This is a genomic window from Hydrogenophaga soli, assembly GCF_054777695.1.
Genome location: NZ_BAAHAK010000005.1, coordinates 282449 through 301684 on the forward strand (window position 1 = coordinate 282449; position 19236 = coordinate 301684).

13 protein-coding genes are annotated in these 19236 nt (G+C 61.7%); 6 read left to right on the forward strand and 7 right to left on the reverse strand.

Going from position 1 to position 19236, the window contains the following annotated elements:
• Window positions 1-128 precede the first annotated feature (128 nt).
• From ACYVB7_RS11490 to ACYVB7_RS11505, 4 genes are read left to right on the forward strand one after another with little or no spacing between them, the layout of a single operon-like run.
• Window positions 129-2990 (forward strand): SNF2-related protein, encoded by a 2862-nt coding sequence (locus tag ACYVB7_RS11490; protein ID WP_460507614.1) that lies wholly within the window; start codon window positions 129-131, stop codon window positions 2988-2990.
• On the forward strand, window positions 2990-4807 hold the full coding sequence (locus ACYVB7_RS11495) for an AIPR family protein (protein WP_460507616.1): 1818 nt from the start codon (window positions 2990-2992) through the stop codon (window positions 4805-4807). Before ACYVB7_RS11490 ends, ACYVB7_RS11495 begins: the two co-directional genes overlap by 1 nt.
• Window positions 4804-6489 (forward strand): site-specific DNA-methyltransferase, encoded by a 1686-nt coding sequence (locus ACYVB7_RS11500; RefSeq protein WP_460507619.1) that lies wholly within the window; start codon window positions 4804-4806, stop codon window positions 6487-6489. The genes ACYVB7_RS11495 and ACYVB7_RS11500 overlap by 4 nt, the downstream gene beginning before the upstream one ends.
• Window positions 6489-9224 carry a DEAD/DEAH box helicase family protein gene (locus ACYVB7_RS11505; protein ID WP_460507621.1) on the forward strand — a complete coding sequence of 912 codons (2736 nt, stop codon included), beginning with the start codon at window positions 6489-6491 and terminating at the stop codon, window positions 9222-9224. Before ACYVB7_RS11500 ends, ACYVB7_RS11505 begins: the two co-directional genes overlap by 1 nt.
• A gap of 30 nt (window positions 9225-9254) precedes the next feature.
• Here ACYVB7_RS11505 and ACYVB7_RS11510 read toward each other — a convergent pair whose 3' ends face one another.
• From ACYVB7_RS11510 to ACYVB7_RS11520, 3 genes are all read right to left on the reverse strand, one after another.
• A complete protein-coding gene (locus ACYVB7_RS11510; protein WP_460507623.1) occupies window positions 9255-9785 on the reverse strand; it encodes a virulence RhuM family protein in 531 nt (176 codons plus the stop codon).
• Window positions 9782-9916, reverse strand: a complete 135-nt coding sequence (locus tag ACYVB7_RS11515; protein ID WP_460507625.1) for a hypothetical protein — start codon at window positions 9914-9916, stop codon at window positions 9782-9784. The genes ACYVB7_RS11510 and ACYVB7_RS11515 overlap by 4 nt, the downstream gene beginning before the upstream one ends.
• A 77-nt stretch (window positions 9917-9993) precedes the next feature.
• Window positions 9994-11376 carry a Fic family protein gene (locus ACYVB7_RS11520; RefSeq protein ID WP_460507627.1) on the reverse strand — a complete coding sequence of 461 codons (1383 nt, stop codon included), beginning with the start codon at window positions 11374-11376 and terminating at the stop codon, window positions 9994-9996.
• A gap of 201 nt (window positions 11377-11577) precedes the next feature.
• On the opposite strand from ACYVB7_RS11520, the gene ACYVB7_RS11525 reads away from it, so the two are divergent.
• A complete protein-coding gene (locus ACYVB7_RS11525; RefSeq protein WP_460507629.1) occupies window positions 11578-12591 on the forward strand; it encodes an AI-2E family transporter in 1014 nt (337 codons plus the stop codon).
• A gap of 30 nt (window positions 12592-12621) precedes the next feature.
• On the opposite strand, the gene ACYVB7_RS11530 is transcribed toward ACYVB7_RS11525, so the two are convergent.
• Window positions 12622-13581: a LysR family transcriptional regulator gene (locus tag ACYVB7_RS11530; RefSeq protein WP_460507631.1), complete on the reverse strand. Its 960-nt coding sequence runs from the start codon at window positions 13579-13581 to the stop codon at window positions 12622-12624.
• Between the two features lie 185 nt (window positions 13582-13766).
• On the opposite strand from ACYVB7_RS11530, the gene ACYVB7_RS11535 reads away from it, so the two are divergent.
• Entirely contained in the window at window positions 13767-14066 is a 300-nt protein-coding gene (locus ACYVB7_RS11535; RefSeq protein WP_460507633.1) for a hypothetical protein, read from the forward strand.
• A gap of 102 nt (window positions 14067-14168) precedes the next feature.
• Here the strand turns inward: ACYVB7_RS11535 and ACYVB7_RS11540 are convergent, their stop codons facing one another.
• From ACYVB7_RS11540 to ACYVB7_RS11550, 3 genes are read right to left on the reverse strand one after another with little or no spacing between them, the layout of a single operon-like run.
• Window positions 14169-14621 carry a hypothetical protein gene (locus ACYVB7_RS11540; protein ID WP_460507635.1) on the reverse strand — a complete coding sequence of 151 codons (453 nt, stop codon included), beginning with the start codon at window positions 14619-14621 and terminating at the stop codon, window positions 14169-14171.
• Between the two features lie 10 nt (window positions 14622-14631).
• Window positions 14632-16065 carry an outer membrane factor lipoprotein domain-containing protein gene (locus tag ACYVB7_RS11545; protein ID WP_460507637.1) on the reverse strand — a complete coding sequence of 478 codons (1434 nt, stop codon included), beginning with the start codon at window positions 16063-16065 and terminating at the stop codon, window positions 14632-14634.
• Complete coding sequence (locus ACYVB7_RS11550) at window positions 16058-19225, reverse strand: efflux RND transporter permease subunit (RefSeq protein WP_460507639.1); 3168 nt, start codon at window positions 19223-19225, stop codon at window positions 16058-16060. The genes ACYVB7_RS11545 and ACYVB7_RS11550 overlap by 8 nt, the downstream gene beginning before the upstream one ends.
• Window positions 19226-19236 lie beyond the last annotated feature (11 nt).

The window sequence follows — 19236 nt, forward strand, 5'->3', positions numbered from 1 at the left end:
GCACTGAGTGCCCGCCCGAGTCAAACTGCCACCATCAGCACCAGACAACCCTTGTGAGTCGATTTCTGCCCCGACAAATCGTTGCTACGATAGAACACAAAATTAGGGGGTGACGATTGGATTCAGAGATGCGATTAACGCAGCATCAAAGCCAGTATTACGCTTGGCTTTTGACGCGACGTGCGCCAAGCGACACGGTCGAGTCGCTTGCATCCACCCTCGTCGACTCGCAGGTCGACCTCAACCCGCATCAGGTCGAGACGGCTCTCTTCGCCTGCAGCAATCCGCTGTCGCGCGGCGTCATCCTGGCGGACGAGGTCGGGCTCGGAAAGACCATCGAGGCTGGTCTTGTCATCTCACAGCGCTGGGCCGAGCGCCGTCGCCGCATCCTGATCATCGTACCCGCCAACTTGCGCAAGCAGTGGCATCAAGAGCTGCAGGACAAGTTCAGTCTGCAGGGCCTGATCCTTGAGGCCAAGAACTACAACACCATCCGCAAGCAGGAACGCCAGAACCCATTCCTGATGGCATCGGGGCCGGTCATCTGCTCGTATCAGTTTGCAAAGTCCAAAGCGGACGACATCAAGGACATCGACTGGGACTTGGTCGTGCTCGACGAAGCGCATCGTCTGCGCAACGTCTACAAGACCAGCAACGTCATCGCCAAGACCCTGAAGGAGGCGCTGGCCCGCGTTCACTCCAAGGTGCTGCTGACCGCCACGCCGCTGCAAAACTCGCTGCTGGAGCTCTACGGCCTGGTCAGCATGATCGATGACCGAGTCTTCGGCGACATCGACAGCTTTCGATCCCAGTTCACTGCCCAACCCAGAGAGCAGGCGTTTGCCGCGCTTCGGACCCGGCTGGCACCGGTTTGCAAGCGAACCCTGCGCCGCCAAGTTCAACAGTACGTCCCGTACACCGCTCGCAAGGCAATCGTCGAGGAGTTCACGCCCTCCACAGAGGAGCGGGAATTGTCCAACCTCGTTGCGGATTACCTGCGGCGCCCCAACCTCAAGGCTCTGCCAGAGGGCCAGCGCCAGTTGATTTCTCTGGTGCTCTGGAAGCTGCTTGCCTCCTCCACTCACGCCATCGCGGGTGCCCTGGAGACGATGGCCAAGCGCCTGCAAGGAGAGCTGGACGAGTCCTCGGATGTTCCAGATCTTGCCGACGTGCTGGACGAAGACTATGAGTCGCTCGACGAAACCGCCGACGAGTGGAATGGGCAAGACCCAAGCACAGCGCCGCCGACGCCCAACGAGCGCGATGCCGTAGCGCAGGAGATTGCCGAGCTTCGGCACTTCAAGACGCTGGCGACCAACATCCGCGATAACTCCAAGGGCAAGGCGCTCTTAACTGCCCTGGATCGAGCGTTCGCCGAACTGGAACGCCTAGGTGCGGCCAAGAAGGCCATCATCTTCACCGAGTCAAAGCGCACGCAGGAATACCTCCTCTCGCTCTTGGCGGACACGTCCTACGGGGAAGGCATCGTGCTGTTCAACGGCACCAACAGCGATGCCCGGGCACAAGCCGTCTACAAAGACTGGCTCAAGCGCCACGAGGGAACGGATCGCATCACGGGCTCGAAGACCGCCGATACCCGAGCCGCCTTGGTCGAGCACTTCAAGGAGCGCGGCACGGTGATGATTGCCACCGAGGCCGGTGCCGAAGGCATCAATCTCCAGTTCTGCTCATTGGTCATCAACTACGACCTGCCCTGGAATCCGCAGCGCATCGAACAACGCATCGGGCGCTGCCATCGGTATGGCCAGAAGTTCGACGTGGTGGTGGTGAATTTCGTCGACCGCAGCAACGAGGCAGACGCGCGTGTCTATGAGCTGCTGGCGCAGAAGTTTCAGCTCTTCGAGGGCGTTTTCGGAGCCAGCGACGAGGTGCTTGGGGCCATCGGCTCGGGCGTGGACTTTGAACGGCGCATTGCCGATATCTACCAGAACTGCCGTGATCCGGATGCCATCAAGGCCAGCTTCGAGCAGTTGCAGCTCGACCTGTCGGGCGAGATCAGCGAGGCGATGGTCAAAACGCGCCAGATCTTGCTCGAGAACTTCGACGAGGAAGTCCAAGACAAGTTGCGCGTCCGCGCAGAGGACAGCCGCGCCGCACGCAGCAAGTACGAACGAATGCTCATGGATCTGACCAGGGCAGAGTTGGCCGACTGCGCCACTTTTGACGCCGACGGATTCGTCCTTCAAAGCGCACCGGAAGCGGCTCTCGACGGCATCGATCTGGGGCGCTACGAGCTTCCTCGACGCTCCGGTGATGCACACCTCTACCGGATCGGACATCCGCTCGCCGTCTGGGTTACCCATCAAGCGAAAACCCGCGAACTCGCCAGCACCCGGCTGGTCTTTGACTATGACGCTTACGGCACGCAGATCAGCACGCTCAAGGCCTATCGAGGCAAGACTGGCTGGCTGACCCTGAAACTGGTATCCGTGGAAGCGCTCGGTAACGAGGAACAGCACTTGGTGGTGGCGGCCAGTACTTCAGATGGACAGGCACTCGCAGAGGATGACCCGGAGAAGTTGCTGCGTCTGCCTGCACGGTCGCAATCGGCCGGGCTTTTCAACGCGGCGGACGCCACCCTCGTGGACGACGTGGAGGCCCGCAAGATTGCCCTGCTCCGTGAGATCAACCAGCGCAACCTCGGCTACTTCGACCAGGAAGTCCAGAAGCTGGATGCCTGGGCCGATGATTTGAAGCTGGGGCTTGAGCAAGAGATCAAGGCCATCGATGCCGAGATCAAGGAAGTGCGCCGTACAGCGGCAACCTCACCCACGCTCGAAGAAAAGCTGGCTCATCAGAAGCGCCAGCGGGAGCTTGAAGCCAAGCGCACCAAGCTGCGGCGCGAGTTGTTCGCCCGGCAAGACGAGGTCGAAGCCCAGCGCAACGACCTGATCACGCAACTGGAAGTGCAGCTGCAGCAGCAGGTTGTCGAACACACGCTGTTCACCATCGAATGGGAGCTCGTGTGATGGCTGCACTTGCCCCCAATTTTCTGAACATCCTGAGAGACAAACTCGGGAAAGACTTCGTACCGCATCTACCTGAGCTTCTCGATAAGAAGCCCCCGCAAGAAGAGCAAGACAAGAAGCAGCTATCGCGAGCCTTTAGCGCTTTTGCTCTGCACAAGATGCTGGATATCGGAATCGCAGTGTCGGCGAAATCGGTTGTTGATGATTTTGATGACAATGGCATCGATGCAATCTACTACGCAAGCACCAAGAAAACTCTTTATCTAGTTCAAACGAAATTTCGCGAGCGCGAACAGTTCAGCGAAGAAGACGCCATTAAGTTCCGGAATGGTGTGGAACTGCTACTCGATCAAAAGTACAAGCGCTTCAATGCAAACGTTCAACTTCGAGAAGAAGAGTTAGACAATGCGTTTGACGAAGCAGACCATATTCAATTGGTTATTGCCTATATCGGAACAGGAGTTTCTGAGCACGCGAAAGCCGCGCTAAAGGAGCTCACTGAAGCAGAAGATCACCACGAATCCTCGCGCATTGCGTCTCAAGTCGAAGAATATGGACCCGAGAGGGTCCAAGCAGATCTTCTCGCAGAGCAGAGCGTCGGCGTTGTGAATGACTCGTTGAACTTGAGTAAATGGCAACATCTCGGAGGGCATCCTGATACGCACATTGGCATCGCCTTGATCTCCGATTTAGTGGACCTGCACAACAAGCATCAGAAGGCGCTATACGAACGCAACATTCGCTATTTCCTTGGCACAAGGACGTCGGACGTCAATAAGTCGATCCAGGAAACCTTGCGAACAGCGCCTGATGAGTTCTTCTACCTAAATAACGGCATCACGGCGCTGGCGGATCTAATCGAGCAGCCAAGAGGCACTCGGGCCACGAAGCGGTTGAAACTGCGCGGACTTTCGGTCATCAACGGCGCACAAACTATCTCTTCGTCTGCAGATTTCGTTGCACAGAATCCGGATTGCGACATCTCGACTGCGAAGGTCTTGGTGACGATCATTAAGGCCGACTCAGAAGGCAAATTCGGACGGTCAGTGACACGTGCACGCAATCACCAAAATCCTGTTTCGACCGGCAATTTTGCTTCGCTTGATCCACGCCAGGAAGACTTGCGCCGAGAACTGTCTTATCTCGGTTTCAGCTACCACTACCGGCCTGAAGCGACACCTGTTAACGCAGAGAGATCGCCCAACACCATCACCATCGAGCAGGCCATGAAGGCTCTCGCCTTGTTCGAGGCCGATCCGAGATACGCGTTCTGGTTGAAAAACGAAGTTGTCAGATTTCAGAATGCCGATTCCCCCGAGTACAAGACCTTGTTCTCCGCTTCATCGTCCGGCGCGCAACTCGCAAATAAGGTCTTGTTCTTTCGGTTTGTCCGGGATGTGCTTGCAGCCAATTCTGCGGCGACTCGAGGAGCGGAAGGACTTTTTTACCAACACGGCATCTTTGTCGTAACCAGTGTGCTTGCAAAAGTTTGTCGCAAGCTATTGACTGGTCATGAGGTAATGGACGCAACGCGACTCAACGCGCTCCTAAGCCCCACTCTCGACCAATACCGGCAGCTCTGTTGGGAGCAAGCGGAATCACAAGTTGGTCAAGGGCGTAGCGTGTTGGCTTTCTTTAAGAATCAAGGTAACACCGTCCGGTTGCTGGACAAATGCATGGCCGTAGCCTACGGGCTTGATGAGACCGACGAATATAAGGCGGTAAAGGGTGTAGCGCAAAAGAAGGAAGACTTTCCATTAGAGCGCGTTTTCCGGTACCTGACATCCAAAGCGCCGCAGATTGAGGAAAAGAAATGAAGCAAAAGCTCGAACTCACATGGATTGGCAAGGAAAAGCGCCCAAAGCTTGAGCCACGCATCTTGGTTGAAAACTCGGAAAAATCGTATCACGCCAAGCACCGTGTTTCGGACGCGGACAATTTCGATAACCGCCTGATCTTTGGCGACAACTTGTTGGCACTGAAGGCCCTAGAGCAAGAATTTTCAGGCCAAGTGAAGTGCGTCTTCATCGACCCACCCTACAACACTGGCAGTGCTTTCACACATTACGACGATGGACTAGAGCACTCAATTTGGCTTGGCTTGATGCGCGACAGACTGGAGATCATCAAGCGCTTATTGTCTTCCGATGGTTCGCTTTGGATTACGATTGATGACAACGAAGCACACTATCTAAAGGTATTGTGCGATGAGATTTTCGGGAGATCCAACTTCGTCTCCAATGTTGTCTGGCAGAAGAAATTCTCTCCTCAGAACGATGCAAAGTGGATCAGCAGTAGTCATGACCACATTCTTTGCTACGCATTGGACAAGAGTCGTTGGTTTCCAAACGCTCTCCCGCGCTCAGCAGAAATGGATGAGAGATACAAAAATCCAGACAACGATCCAAGAGGCGCATGGACAGCGACTGACCTTACGCGTGCGGAGCATCGGGACCGGGACTACTGGGGTCTAATTACTCCCTCTGGAAAAACGGTATTTCCAGCCAAGGGGCGCAGTTGGAGCCGTCCAAAAGAAAATATTGAAAAGCTGAAAGCGGATAACCGCCTATGGTTCGGCCCAAATGGCAGCAACCTTCCACGCCTAAAAAAGTATCTCAGTGAGATGGAGGGCGGCCTCACACCGCAATCAATTTGGTTCCATAACGAAGTTGGAAACAACCAGGAGGCAAAGAAGGAAATCCTCCAGATTGATGCAGACACGGTATTTGACACCCCAAAACCTGAGCGACTCATCCATCGGATTCTTCATCTCGCAACCCTTCCTGGCGACCTTGTCCTGGACTCGTTTGCGGGCTCAGGAACCACAGGTGCAGTTGCGCACAAAATGGGCCGCCGTTGGATCATGGTGGAGCTGGGTGAGCATTGCCACACGCACGTTATCCCACGTCTGCGAAAAGTTATTGACGGCGACGACAAGGGGGGCATCACCGACGCAGTTAATTGGCAGGGCGGCGGCGGCTTCCGCTATTTCACTCTTGCGCCAAGCCTCATCGTCAACGATCGCTGGGGCAATCCGGTCATTAATCCGGAATATGACGCGACGCACCTCGCAGAAGCATTGTGCAAACTCGAGGGCTTCAATTACGCGCCATCTGAAGTGCAATGGTGGCAGCACGGCCACTCCAGCGAACGCGACTTCATCTACGTGACCACGCAGAACCTCTCTGCGGAACAGTTGCAAGCACTCTCCGACGAAGTCGGCAGCGACCAAAGTCTGCTCGTGTGCTGTGCCGCCTTCCACGGTGTCACGGCAACCAAGGCGTCCGAGCGCTGGCCGAATCTGACGCTGAAGAAGATTCCAAAGATGGTGCTGGCCCGCTGTGAATGGGGCCACGACGACTACAGCCTGAATGTGGCGAATCTGCCTATGGCTCAGGTCGAAAAGGCCGTGGCTGCGGATAGCTCTACAGCACTGAAAAGCAAGAAATCTGCCCCCGCGAACGCCGGGCAAGGCGGTCTGTTTGGGGAGAACGAATAATGAACGCACGCGTCCTGAACGCCGTCACCGGTCGATTGTCTCTTCGGCCTCCACAGGCGGAATCTCTCTCGAAATTGGTGCGTGCGCTGGAAGCAGCCCCTGATCTGCTCGGTCATGAGCAGGATGTGACGGCGATTCTCTCCACACTGAAGGCCGAGTTCTCAACCTTAGAGGACTTCGAGCGGGAGTTTCCGTCGTTGTGCTTCGCGCTCGCCACCGGCGTCGGCAAGACTCGCCTGATGGGCGCATTTATCGCCTACCTCCATTTGGCGCACGGCATCAACAACTTCTTCGTGCTGGCACCGAACCTGACGATCTACAACAAGCTGATCGCAGACTTCACGCGCAACACGCCAAAGTACGTCTTCAAGGGCATTGCCGAGTTCGCACAACAGCCACCGCTGATCATCACCGGCGACAACTACGACCAGACCGGCGCGGTTGTTCAAGATCAGACGATGGGCTTTGCCCACGATGTGCGCATCAACATCTTCAACATCTCCAAGATCAACTCCGAGGTGCGTGGCGGCAAGGAGCCGCGCATCAAGCGGATGAAGGAAGTGCTTGGGGACAGCTACTTCAACCATCTGGCCAATTTGCCAGATCTCGTGCTGCTGATGGATGAGTCGCACCGCTATCGCGCCAGCGCTGGTGTTCGCTCCATCAATGAGCTGAAGCCGCTGTTCGGCCTGGAGGTGACGGCGACACCATTTGTGGAGTCCACGCGCGGCCCCGTGCCGTTCAAGAACGTGGTGATGGACTACCCACTGGCACGAGCGATGGAAGACGGCTTCGTCAAAGAGCCCGCCGCAGTGACCCAGCGCAACTTCGACGCAAAGGCGCACACGCCCGAGGAGATCGAAAAGACCAAGCTGGAAGACGGCGTGCGCCTGCACGAAACCACCAAGGTGGAGCTGCTGACCTATGCCCGCGAGAACGGCGTGAAGGTGGTGAAGCCGTTCATGCTCGTGATTGCGCGTGATACCACTCACGCTGGGCAACTTTTGGCGCTTCTAGAGTCAGAAGCCTTCTACGAAGGACGCTATCAAGGCAAGGTGATTCAGGTCGACTCCAGCCGCACGGGGGCGGAGGAGGAAGAGATGATCACGCGCCTCCTCGCGGTGGAGAGCGTGGACGAGCCGACCGAGATCGTCATTCACGTCAACATGCTCAAAGAGGGCTGGGATGTCACCAACCTCTACACCATCGTTCCGTTGCGTGCGGCCAATGCGCGCACGCTGATTGAGCAGTCGATTGGTCGCGGGTTGCGTCTGCCCTACGGCAAACGCACAGGCGTGGCAGCAGTTGATCGCCTCAACATCGTCGCGCACGACAAGTTTCAGGAAATCATCGATGAAGCCAACCGGGGCGATTCACCGATCAGGCTGAAGCAGGTGATTCTTGAAGCGCCGAGCGCCGACGACAAGAAGGTGAGCGTCCAGGTCGGCTCGGGTGCGATGACGCGCCTGGGGCTTGCCGATGCGCCCACTATCGCCAACGCCCCGACAAACGCAGGCACGGCCTCGGCCAGCCCAGCCCCCGCGCCAGTATTCGCCACGGAACGCGAACGCCAAGCCGCCCGCGTTGTGATGGACGTCATCGGCAAGTACGAGGTCAAGCGCGATCTCGTCCCGACCAGCGGCGCACTGCTCAACGTAGACGTGCAGGCTGCGATCTTGGCTGAGGTGACCGAGCGCCTGAAGCCTGCTCAGGGTGAGCTGCTGACGGGTGCCGACGACGGGGTGCCTGCACTTGACCTCTCGGCCGTGGTGGCCAAGACCACTGAGATCGTCGTCCAGCAAACCATCGACATTCCCCGCATTGCGGTGGTGCCGACCGGCGAAGTCACCACGGGCTTCCACCCGTTCAAGCTCGACGTCGCTCAGTTACACCTTCAGCCCGGCGAGCGCGAGATCATCATTCACAACCTGCACACCAACGAGCAGGACACGCTGGCGTCGGAAGTCGGCCTTAAGGAGCAGCGGCTGGAGGACTACATCGTCCATGCGCTGGTGGACTTCGACGACATCGATTACTTCACGCACGCCGATCTGCTCTATGACCTCTCCGGGCAGATGGTGCAGCACCTGCAGGGGTACCTATCCGAAGCGGATGCCAGAGGCGTGCTGGATCGGGATCGCCGCCTGATCGCTCGTGAAATTCACGCGCAGATGATGGCGCACTTCTGGGAGGAAGCGACCGAGTACGAGGTGCAGGTCAGCCGTGGTTTCACGGAACTGAAAGCCTGCAACTACACAGCCACTGCAGGACAGACAGCACACCACTTCCGGGAAACCGTGACTGAACTGGGCCGGATCAAGCAGATGCTGTTCGGTGGCTTCGCGCGCTGTCTCTACCCGCTACAGAAGTTCGACTCCGACACGGAACGTCGCTTCGCCGTCATCCTTGAGCGCGACGCGTCGAAGTGGTTCAAGCCTGCCAAGGGCCAGTTCCAGATTTACTACAAGCTGGGCACTGAGCAGCCGGAGTACATCCCTGACTTCGTGGCGGAAACGGATTCGACCATCTTCATGGTCGAAACCAAGGCAAGAGCCGACATCAATACTCAGGAAGTTCAGGCCAAGGCTGCTGCCGCTGCGCGGTGGTGCAAGCACGCTTCGGATCACGCGGCAACAGTCGGCACCAAGCCGTGGCGGTACTTGCTGGTGCCGCACGACGACGTTGCGGAGTCGAAACACCTAAGTGACTTCTTACGATACGAGGTAAAACTCTGAATTGCTCTTGTTGAACGTTGATCTCCCGGTTCAAACCAAGCCCCTTTCCGCAAAGCTCAGAGAACTATTGCCGGCAATGATCAAATGATCCAGAACTCTGACGTCCACAAGAGCCAGCCCCCGGCCCGTGTCGGCGTTGAGTTCGGGCGTTTGGGCGGCTTTGCGGATGAGGGTGAGCGCGGCCTCCAGCTCGGCGGCGTTGGCCTCGAAGCGCTGGCGGTTGACGGTGTAGCCCAGCGTGAGGTACTCGCGCAGCAGGCGGGTGGCCCATTGGCGAAACTGCACGCCCTGGGGCGATTTGACGCGGTAGCCGACGGAGATGATGACGTCGAGGTTGTAGAACCGGACGGGCTTGTCGGAGTGGGGAATGTGCAAATTTTGCACATTGCTTTTTTCGTCCAACTCGCCCTCTGCAAACACGTTGCGCACGTGCTTGGTAATGACAGAGCGTTCACGGCCAAAAAGCTGGGTCATCTGCTCTTGGCTCAGCCACACGGTGTCGTTGTCCAGCCGAACTTCGACCGCTCCGCTGGCACTTTGGTAAATGGCAATGGGGTTCATGGCCGCCCTCCTTCCAGGCTCTGCACCAAGATGGCTTTCAACGTGTCGCGCAGGCGGATCGCCCGGTACAGCGGGTCCATGCGGCTGAACGTGTCGCAGACGTCGCTTTCGGAGAGGTTCTTCTTGTTCATTCCCTGTGGCCACTTTGTGGGCATCAAGCCCATGTCAATCAAGCAGTATCGAATGATGCCTGGAGTGAACCGATCCGCTACCCCTCGCCCCGCTGCAAGCCCAACCACGCTGAAAACTCCAACGGCCGAATGCCAAACCGCACGGCATTGCCTTCGTGCAGCGCTGCAAATTCGGCCAGCACCAGCTGAACAAAACGTGCGTGCTCGGCCCGGGGCACCGCTGTCGGCATCAGGCTCAGCACCGCGTGTTCTGTGGCCGCATGTCCCTGTCGCACGATGGCGGCAACCACCTCGGCCAGCGCCTGCCGGTGGCGCAGCCGAAACAAATCTGGCGGCACCAGGTTTTGCTTGACGGCCACGTACTGCTGGCATGAGCGTTCGTAGGCCCACACAAACACGTCGCGCAGCAGCTCCACCCGGTTCAGCTCGTACACGCCCAGCATGGCATCCACATAGACCTGCTGCGGCACGTCGATGAAGGACAGTGGGCAGAGGTTGTGGCGAATGAACGGGATGTTGGCCGCCAGCCGCGACACGCGCTTGTTCACGTCTTCAAAAGGCTGTAGGTAGGGCAGGTGCACCATGAGGAAGAAGGCCTGCTCGAACGGGTCCACCACCTCGGCGGCCATCTGCACCACGATGCCCAACAGCTCCTCCAGCCGCTGGGGCAGCGCCATGGGCTGGTACACGCTGCCGCCAATCTCCACGGCGCGGCGGCGGATGCGCCCGACCGCGGCGGGGTCGGCCATCAGGCCGTCGGACAGGAAGGCATGCAGCGCAATCAGGGTGGAGGTTTGCACCTGGGCGTGCTCGGGGTGGAGCACCAGGTACTCGATGGCCTGCTTGTGGTTCAGGATCATCTGGGTTTCCAGTGCGTCCTTGCCTTCGGCGGCTTGGCCGTGTTCGATCAGCCGCTGGGTGTCCAGGCGGCTGTAGGTGTTGCCTTCCAGGTGGGATGAGGCCCAGGACAGGTCGATCAGCAGCCGGTTGAGGATGTCCTTGGCGAACGTGCCCGCCGGGGTTTGATGGGCGGGCGAGCGGCCCAGGGCATGGAGCTGCTCGCGCAGCGCCTGCGGCAGGTAGGCCGTGTGGTTGGGGTGGTATTGCTCCAAAAACGCCAGCCGGTAACCCATGGGGCTGCGCAGGTGCCGGGGTCGGGACACATGGGCACGGATCTCGGCCCCTTGGGCGGACAAGGGAATGCCGTCTGGTGCAGGGGTTTCCAACGGGGTGGGCGCCTGGGGCGGGGGGTCCAGGCGGCGGTAGCGGGCGGCGCGCTTTTCTCCCTGCATCACAATGCGTTGCTGGGCCACCAGCAGGGCCAGACGTCGCTGCAGGGTGCGGCGCTGGTAGCGGTCGCCCAGCTGGTTCAGCAGGGTGTCGATGCGCAAGCCCGCAGGGTCGGCCCCGATCCGTTCGACCAGCATGTCCAACTCTTGGGATGACGTGGTGCGTGGCATGGGAAAGGCTCCAAGTGTCGCAAAGAATTTTATGCGACAGATAAAGTGTCGCAAAATCAGATTGTGCGACACTTCTCCGCACAAGAATATTCAAATTTGATAGCTGCTCACGCTTGATATAAAAGCGCCAGAAGCCAATTTGATGCATACATTCAGCCACCCCAGCGCGGTCCCCGCCATCTTCCAGGGAGTTTTTGCCTCATGACCTCAATGAACCTCCGGCCCATGGCCAGTTACGTGTTGGCCGCCTTGGCCATTTTGTTGTGCCTGTGGTTGCACCTGGTGCCTGCGGCGCTGTCGGGCTTTTTGGTGTACGTGCTGGTGGCGGGCATCAGCCGCCGGTACCTGAGCCACCTGGACGATGCCCGCGGGCGTTTGTGGGCCACGGCGGCCATTGCGGTGGTGGTGGTGCTGGTGTTTTCGCTGGCGGTGGCGGTGCTGGTCAACCAGCTGCACTTTGCCTCGGCGCAGGGGCTGGCCGGGCTGTGGCAGAAGATGGCCGAAATCATTGCCAATGCGCAGGGCATCCTGCCCAGTTGGCTGGTGGGCTCGCTGCCCACGTCGGCGGACGACATCCAGTCGGAGGTGGTGCAGCTGCTCAAGGACCACGCCGGTCAGCTGCAAGCGGCGGGCAAGGACGTGGGTGTGGGCCTGGTGCACGCCATCATCGGCTGCGTGGTGGGCGGCATGGTGGCGGCGCGGCAGGTGTCTGCCGACGAAACCCAGGCCCCGCTGCGGGCGGCGCTGATCTGCCGCGCCCGCCGGTTCACCGCCTGTTTTGAAAAGGTGTTTGTGGGCCAGGGCAAGATTGCCGCCATCAACGCCACGGCCACGGCGGTGTACCTGATGGCGGTGCTGCCCTTGTTCGGCATTTCGCTGCCCTTCACCAAGACCATGGTGCTGCTGACGCTGGTGATGGGGTTCATCCCGGTGCTGGGCAACCTGGTGTCCAACACGGTGATTGTGGTGGTCAGCGCGTCGTCGGGCTTTGTGGCGTCGGTGGCGTCGCTGGTGTTTCTGGTGGCGCTGCACAAGGCCGAGTACTTTCTGGCCGCGCGCATCCTGGGCTCGCAGATCAACGCCCGGGCCTGGGAGTTGTTGATGGCCATGCTGGTGATGGAGGCGGCCTTTGGCGTGCCCGGCGTCATCACCGCGCCGGTGATTTACGCCTACCTCAAGACCGAATGGCTGGCGGCGGAAACGGGGGCCCACTGACCCCCGGCCCCCCGCCCCGTCCTGGGCCGCTCAGCCCGCCGACGCGGCGCAGCACTCGTTGATGCCCTTCATCACCTCGTTGACCAGTTCGCGGGTGTGGTCGGTCAGGTAGTCCAGAAACACCCGGGTCCGGCGGGGCACAAACCGGCGGCTGGGCATGGCGGCGTACACCGAGTACTGCCCGGCAATCCACTGCGGCAGCACCCGCACCAACTGGCCTTCCACCAGGTGGCGGGCCACCAGTTCCACGGGCATGGCGGCAATGCCGGCCCCATCCAGCGTGGCACGCAGCAGGGTGTCCAGGTGGTTGCAGGCGAGGATGCTGGACACCGTCAACTCCTGCGCCTCACCCTGCGGAGCACCCGCCTCCCAGCGACTCAGGGACCACACGTTGTACCGGGTGCCGGGCACACGCAAGCGCATGCAATCGTGCAAGGGCAGTTCGCTCAGCTCGGTCGGCAAGGGGCGGCGTTGGGCATAGGACGGTGCGGCCACCAGGATCACCCGTGACTGCACCACGGGGCGGGCGATCACGTTGGCGTCGAACACCCCTTCCACGCCGATCAGCGTGAGGTCGTGGTCTTCAATGCGGGGCTCGTGGGCGTCGTCCACGTTGATGTCCAGGGTCACCCGGGGGTAGAGCTGGCGGAACTTGGGCACCACCGGGGCCAGCAAATGCGTGGCCGACACCGCCGGGGCCTGGATGCGCAGCACGCCGCTCATGTCTTCGGTCTGGGCGCTGACCAGGGCGTCGGCTTCTTCTATGTCTTGCAGGATGTGGCGCACCCGTTCCAGGTAGGCCTGCCCGGCCTCGGTCAGGGCCACCCTCCGGGTGGTGCGCTGCAACAGGCGTGCGCCCAGGTGGGCTTCCAGGTCGGCCACCAGGCGGGTGACCACGGCGGCGGACATGTCCAGGTCCCGGGCGGCCCCGGAAAAGCTGCCGCCTTCGGCCACCTGCTGAAACACACGCATGGACATCAGTCGATCCATGACGACTCCTTCTCTCGGGGCATGGGGGCTGTGAACTTCATTATTTCTATTTCAAAAATATATCATGGAATTTTTGGCTGTTTTTCTTCAAAAAACACAAGAGTACAGTTCAACCCATCGGTGAGTCGCACATCAAACAGCCCACCGCCCGACCCCTCCAAACCCAGCCTGAAAGGACGTTCATCATGAACCGCACATTCCGCTCCATCGCCGTTGCCGCAGCCCTGATCGGTGCCACCGCCGCGTTTGCCTTCCCCGCCTCCGGCGAGTTCTCTGCCGTGGACCAGGTGGAAGCCCCTGCCCCCTCCCTGCTGACCCGCGAAACGGTGCGCAACGAGGCCGTCACGTCGGCCCAGGCCGCTCACAAGGTGAATGGCGAAACCGTGCAGGAAGCCGCCGCCCCCCTCACCCGCGAGCAGGCCCGCGAAGAAGGCCGCACCGCCCTGCGCAACCACACCATGCCCGTGGGCGACGCCAACTTCTGAGCCTGAGCGAGCCACCCAGCCCGTGTCAGCGGGACGGGGTGATGCAATCAAAAACATAGCGCCTATCGCTTATTTAAAAAGCGGTAGGCGCTGTTTTTTTACTCAATTCACCACCACCGCGGTGTTGCCCGGCATGGGCTCAAACCCCTTGGAGAACGACGGCCCGCGGGTGGAAAACAGCTTTTGCAGCGTGGCCTCCAACTCGGTGACCAAACGGGTGGCCTCGTGGGTGGTGGCGGGGTCGGCATAGGCCATCAGGAACAGGCGAATCAGCTGCACCAGCTCGCCCTGCACGCTGTGGTTGCGTTGCAGCGCAATCACGGCAAAGTTCTCCAGCAGATCGGCCGGGGCGGTTTTCAGGTGGTCCACGCTGGTGGCCTTGGCAATGTCGCGAAACGCCACCTCCAGCAGCAGGCGGCGCTCGGCCTCGGGCAGGGGGAGTCCGTCGCGGGCCAGCCGGATGCCGGACTCGATGGCCAGGGCTTCGGCCACCTTGGCCTGCACGCAGTGTTCAAGGCGGTCGTCGCCGCCGCCGGGGGTGTCTAAGTGGGTCATGGGCGGGATGTTAGTGCGCCACGCCGCCGCCCAGCGCCTTGTACAGCGCCACCTGGTTTTGCAGGGTGGCCAGGCGGGCCTGCACCGCGGCCTGCCGGGCGGCAAACACGCTGCGCTGGGCATCCAGCCATTCCAGTTGGCTGGACGCGCCTTGTTGGTAGCGCAACTCCACCAGGCGCAGGCGTTGCGCCTCGGACTCGGCCTGCGCCTCCAGCGCCAGCAGCTGGCGGGCCAGGGTTTCACGCCCGGCCAAGGCGTCGGCCACCTCACGGAAACCGGCCTGGATGGCTTTTTCATACTGGGCCACGGCGATGTCACGCGCTGCCTGGGCGCTCTCCAGCGCTGCCTGGTTGCGCCCGGCGTCAAAAATGGGCAGCAGCAGTTGCGGGGCCAGGGTGAAGCCCCACGAACCGTTCTTGAACAGACCCGACAGCTCGCTGCTGGCCGAACCCACCCCCGCGGTGAGCGAAATCCGGGGGAAAAACGCCGCCCGGGCCGCGCCGATGTTGGCATTGGCCGCGATGAGCTGCTGCTCCGCCTGGCGGATGTCGGGGCGGCGGGTCAGCAGCTCGGACGGCAGGCCTGCGGGCAACTCCGGCAGCTGTAGGCTGGCCAAGGCGCTGGCCAGCAGTGCCGGGGGCACGGGCTGGCCCAGCAGCAGGGTCAGGGCGTTTTCGTCCAGGGCACGCTGGCGTTGTTGCTGGGCCAGGGTGGCGCGTGCCGTTTGCACCAGCGAGTCGGCCGAGCGCAGGTCCAGCTCGGACGCCACGCCGTGGTCGTACCGCAGACGCACCAGGCGCAGCGAGTCTTCGCGGGTGGTCAGGGTCTGCTCGGTCAGGCGCAGCAGCTCGGCGTCGGCCAGCAGGGCCATCCAGGTCTGCGCCACCGTGGCCATGAGGCTGATGCGGGCGCTGGTGCTGGCCTCCTGCGTGGCCAGGTACTGGGCCAGGGCCTGTTCCTTCAGGCTGGCCACGCGGCCAAAGAAGTCGATTTCGTACGAGCTGACCAGCAAGCCGCCGGTGTAGGTGCTGGCAATGCCCCCGCTGCTGGTGGGCGTGCGCGAGCCCGCCACCGTGGCGTTGACCGTGGTCCACTGGTCGGCCCGGCGGATGCCCAGCTGCGCCCGCGCCTGCTCGATGTTGAGCGCGGCCACGCGCAGGTCGCGGTTGTGGGCCAGCGCCAGCTCGATCAGCTGTTGCAGGCCGGGGTCGGCAAAGTAGCTTTGCCACGCCACATCGGCCGCGGCCTGGGTGGCCGGGGCGGTGTCCGTGGCTGCATCCGTGGCACCGGCGCTGGCGGGCCATTGCGCGGCCACCGGGGCGGTGGGCCGTTCGTACACCGGCATCTGGCTGCAAGCGCTCAGCAGCAGCGCAGCGGTGGCCGCCGTCAGGGCGGTCAGGCGGCGGGGGCGGAGGCGGGTGCCAGGGGTTTGGATCTCAATCATGGGCGTTGCCTTCCTGCGCGGCGTCGTGCACGTGGCTGTGTGCAAGGTCAAATTGATGCTGGCGGTCGCTGCCCTTGAACAGGCTGCGCACCACCACAAAGAAGGTGGGCACGAACACCACGGCCAACACCGTGCCGGTGAGCATGCCGCCGATCACGCCGGTGCCAATGGCCCGTTGCGCCGCCGAGCCCGCCCCGCTGGCCAGTGCCAGGGGCAACACCCCCAGCATGAAGGCCAGCGAGGTCATGACGATGGGGCGAAAGCGCAGGTGCGCCGCCGCCAGCGCGGCCTCGACCACGCTCTTGCCCTGGGCCTGGAGGTCCTTGGCAAATTCGATGATCAGGATGGCGTTCTTGGCCGACAGGCCGATGATGGTGATCAGCCCCACCTGGAAGTACACGTCGTTGGCATACCCCCGCAGCAGCGTGGCCAGCAACACACCCAGCACCCCCAGGGGAACCACCAGGATCACCGAGAACGGAATGGACCAGCTCTCGTACAGCGCGGCCAGGCACAAGAACACCGCCAGGATGGCAAAGCTGTACAGCACGATGGCCTGGGAGCCCGCCAGCTTTTCTTCGCGCGACTGGCCGGTCCACTCAAAGCCGAAACCAGTGGGCAGCTGGGCGGCCAGCTTCTCCATTTCGGCCATGGCGTCGCCCGTGCTGTAGCCGGGGGCGGCGGAACCGCTGATGCGCATGGCCGGGTAGCCGTTGTAACGCACGGTTTGCTGCGCACCCGTCACCCAGCGGGTGGTGGCAAATGCCGACAACGGCACGCTCTGCGCCTTGTTGTTGAGAACGGTCAGCTTGAGCAGGTCTTCCGGCTGCATGCGGGCCGGGGCATCGGCCTGCACGATGACGCGCTGCATGCGCCCCTGGCTGGGGAAGTCGTTCACATAGGCCGAGCCCAGCGCGGTGGAGATCACGCCGTTGATGGCGTCGAAGCTGACGCCCTGGGCGTTGGCGCGGTCGCGGTCAATGTCCAGCTGGAGCTGGGGGGCATCATCCAGGCCGTCGGGGCGCACCTGGGTCAGCACCGCGCTCTTGCTGGCCATGCCCAGCAACTGGTTGCGTGCACCCAGCAGGGCGTCGTGCCCCAGGCCACCGCGGTCTTGCAGGCGGAAGGTGAAGCCTGAGGCCGTGCCCAGCTCGGGGATGGGCGGCGGGCTCAGCGGGAAGATGAAGGCATCGCGAATGCCCATCAACGCGCCAAACGAGCGCCCGGCCAGGGCCTGGGCGGAGCTGCCGGGGCCCTGGCGCTCGGACCAGTCCTTGAGGGTCACAAAGGCCAGGGCGGCGTTCTGCCCCTGCCCCGAGAAGCTGAAGCCCAGCACGCCCACGATGCTTTGCACCTCGGGCTGTTTGAGGATGAAACCTTCCACCTGCTCCATGACCGAGCGGGTGCGCTCCTGCGTGGCCCCAGGGGGCAGTTGCACGTTGACGATCATGGTGCCCTGGTCTTCATTGGGCAGGAAAGAGGTGGGCAGGCGCATGTACACCCACACCGCCCCCGCCACCAGCGCCAAGTAAATCACCAGGAAGCGTGCCGCCCGCGGCAGCATGCGCGCCACACCGCCTTCGTAACCCTTGGCCGCACGGGCAAACCCACGGTTGAACCAGCCAAAGAAGCCGGTTTTGGCGTGGTGGTGCCCCGCCTGCACGGGCTTGAGCAGCGTGGCGCACAACGCCGGGGTGAGCGACAGCGCCATGAAGGCCGAGAACGCGATGGACACGCCCATCACCACCGCAAACTGCCGGTAGATGTTGCCCACCGAGCCACTGAAAAACGCCAGCGGCACGAACACCGATATCAGCACCACGGTGATGCCGATGATGGCCCCGGAAATCTGGCCCATGGCCTTGAGCGTGGCCTGCAGCGGTGGCAAGCCTTCCTCGCTCATGATGCGTTCCACGTTTTCCACCACCACGATGGCGTCGTCCACCACGATGCCGATCACCAGCACCATGCCGAACATGGTGAGCACGTTGATCGAATACCCCATGGCCAGCAGCGTGGCAAACGTGCCCAGCAGCGCCACCGGCACCACGATGGTGGGAATGAGGGTGTAGCGGATGTTCTGCAGGAACAGGAACATCACCAAAAACACCAGCACCACCGCTTCCACCAGCGTCTCGACCACCTGCTTGATGGAAATTTCAATGAAGCGCGAGCTGTCGTAAGGCACCGTCCACGACATGCCGTGCGGAAAGTAGCGTTCCAGCTCCTGCATCTTGGCGCGCACGGCCTGCGCCGTGGCCAGTGCATTGCCGCTGGGCGACAGCTGCACCCCGATGGCGGTGGACGGCTTGCCGTTCAACCGGGCCGAGGTGGCGTAACCCTGTGCGCCCAGTTCAATGCGGGCCACGTCCTTCAGGCGCACGGCAGAGCCATCGGTGTTGGCGCGCAGCACCACGTTGCCAAACTGGGCCACGTCGCTCAGCTGGCCCCGCACCACCACGGTGGCGGCAATGCCCTGCCCCGCCACGTTGGGCAGGCTGCCCATTTCACCCGAGGACACCTGGGCATTCTGGGCGCGGATGGCGGCTGACACATCGGCGGCGGTCAGGTTGTACGACTGGAGCTTGGCCGGATCGATCCAGACGCGCATGGCCCGTTCGGTGCCGAACAGCTGGGCCTGGCCCACACCGGGCAGGCGTTGGATTTCGGGCACCACGTTGCGCGAGGCGTAGTCGCCCAGCGCAATGGGGTCCCAGGCGGGGTCATCGGACGACAGCACCGCCACCAGCAGGAAGTTGGTGCGCGACTTGTCCACGCGCACGCCCTGCTGCGTCACCGCCGAGGGCAGGCGTGGTGTGGCCCGCGACAGGCGGTTTTGCACGTCCACCTGCGCCAGGTCCGGGTTGGTGCCGGGTTGGAAGCTCAGGGTGATGTTGCCGGTGCCGTCGGCCTGCGCCACCGACTCCATGTAGATGAGGCCGGGCGAGCCGTTCATTTCGCGCTCGATCACGGCCAGCACGCTGTCTTCCAGCGTCTGGGCCGAAGCGCCCGGGTAGGCCGCCGACACCACGATGGACGGCGGCGCCACCGGCGGGTATTGCGAAATGGGCAGCTGGGTGATGGACACCGCCCCCAGGGCGATGATGAACAGGGCGATCACCCACGCAAAGATGGGGCGCTCGGTGAAGAACTTGGCCATGTGTGCATTCC

Excerpts from the sequence above, each read along its gene's own strand:
- ACYVB7_RS11535 (WP_460507633.1), top strand. The coding sequence starts at position 13,767 with ATGAACCGCACATTCCGCTCCATCGCCGTTGCCGCAGCCCTGATCGGT.
- ACYVB7_RS11530 (WP_460507631.1), bottom strand. The coding sequence starts at position 13,581 with ATGGATCGACTGATGTCCATGCGTGTGTTTCAGCAGGTGGCCGAAGGC.
- ACYVB7_RS11520 (WP_460507627.1), bottom strand. The coding sequence starts at position 11,376 with ATGCCACGCACCACGTCATCCCAAGAGTTGGACATGCTGGTCGAACGG.
- ACYVB7_RS11510 (WP_460507623.1), bottom strand. The coding sequence starts at position 9,785 with ATGAACCCCATTGCCATTTACCAAAGTGCCAGCGGAGCGGTCGAAGTT.
- ACYVB7_RS11525 (WP_460507629.1), top strand. The coding sequence starts at position 11,578 with ATGACCTCAATGAACCTCCGGCCCATGGCCAGTTACGTGTTGGCCGCC.
- ACYVB7_RS11500 (WP_460507619.1), top strand. The coding sequence starts at position 4,804 with ATGAAGCAAAAGCTCGAACTCACATGGATTGGCAAGGAAAAGCGCCCA.
- ACYVB7_RS11540 (WP_460507635.1), bottom strand. The coding sequence starts at position 14,621 with ATGACCCACTTAGACACCCCCGGCGGCGGCGACGACCGCCTTGAACAC.
- ACYVB7_RS11495 (WP_460507616.1), top strand. The coding sequence starts at position 2,990 with ATGGCTGCACTTGCCCCCAATTTTCTGAACATCCTGAGAGACAAACTC.
- ACYVB7_RS11505 (WP_460507621.1), top strand. The coding sequence starts at position 6,489 with ATGAACGCACGCGTCCTGAACGCCGTCACCGGTCGATTGTCTCTTCGG.
- ACYVB7_RS11545 (WP_460507637.1), bottom strand. The coding sequence starts at position 16,065 with ATGATTGAGATCCAAACCCCTGGCACCCGCCTCCGCCCCCGCCGCCTG.
- ACYVB7_RS11490 (WP_460507614.1), top strand. The coding sequence starts at position 129 with ATGCGATTAACGCAGCATCAAAGCCAGTATTACGCTTGGCTTTTGACG.
- ACYVB7_RS11550 (WP_460507639.1), bottom strand. The coding sequence starts at position 19,225 with ATGGCCAAGTTCTTCACCGAGCGCCCCATCTTTGCGTGGGTGATCGCC.
- ACYVB7_RS11515 (WP_460507625.1), bottom strand. The coding sequence starts at position 9,916 with ATGAACAAGAAGAACCTCTCCGAAAGCGACGTCTGCGACACGTTCAGC.